This window comes from Vibrio sp. 1580, from assembly GCF_033340055.1.
The window spans coordinates 1-889 of the sequence record NZ_JAWOVT010000130.1 but is presented as its reverse complement, the minus strand read 5'-3'; the positions used below and the strand labels follow the sequence as shown (position 1 = coordinate 889).

Sequence of the window (889 nt, the reverse complement as noted above, 5' to 3'; positions counted from 1 at the left end):
CGCCAATGCTGATCCGTCAATTGTTGTGATCAATGCAGAACAATCGATTGAAGAAGTGTCTCGTGATATTCAAGGCGTCTTGAACGAATGGTTGTCTCGCCAGTAAGTAAAAAGCGAATATAGGTTACGCATGTTTAATGATTTTCCTTGGCTAAAGCCAGCATGGGAGAACCTCAAATCTGGGTTGGATTCAGATCGAATTCCTGGAGCTTTATTGCTGCAAAGTGATAAAGGCTTGGCAGTAGAAAAGCTTGTTGAGTTTTTTAGTCATGCACTTCTTTGTCAAAACTACAGCAGTGAAGCTTGCGGTTTTTGCCATAGCTGTCAACTGACGAAATCTCAAAGCCATCCAGATTTGCACTGGATTAGGCCAGAGAAAGAAGGCAAGGCGATTACGGTTGACCAAATTCGCGCTTGCAATCGTCTAGCTCATGAATCTTCTCAGCTGAATGGTTACCGTTTGTTTGTGATTGAGCCAGCCGATGCGATGAATGAATCCGCTTCTAATGCGCTATTAAAAACGCTGGAAGAACCGGGCGAAAAATGTTTGTTTTTGCTGGTCACTCATAATCAAGAAAGATTGCTACCGACGATTCGTAGCCGATGCCAGCATTGGGTTGTGACGCCGCCTTCAACCGATCAAGCTATGCAGTGGATAGGGGAGCAAGGCTTGTCTCAAGTACCGGCTTTCGCGTTGAAACTGAATATGGGTTCTCCATTAAAAACGCTTGAATCGTTGAAAAATGGTGAGCTAGAGGAGTATTCGGCTTTCGAACGTTGTTTGGTTGAAACACTGTTATCTCCGACGTCTGATGTATCCAAATGTGCATCGTTAATGGCAAAAAATCCAGACCAAGCGCTGGATTGGGCATGGTTGTTATTGACGGAT

The 889-nt window shown here is 44.3% G+C and carries 1 protein-coding gene and 1 pseudogene; both read left to right on the top strand.

The features are described from left to right. Positions 1-106 (top strand): annotated as a pseudogene (locus tag R7093_RS24515) (dTMP kinase); the annotation flags it as partial. Positions 107-130: 24 nt separating this feature from the next. Further along, the coding region (locus tag R7093_RS24510) for a DNA polymerase III subunit delta' (RefSeq protein ID WP_318146924.1) at positions 131-889 on the top strand (759 nt) is incomplete at its 3' end.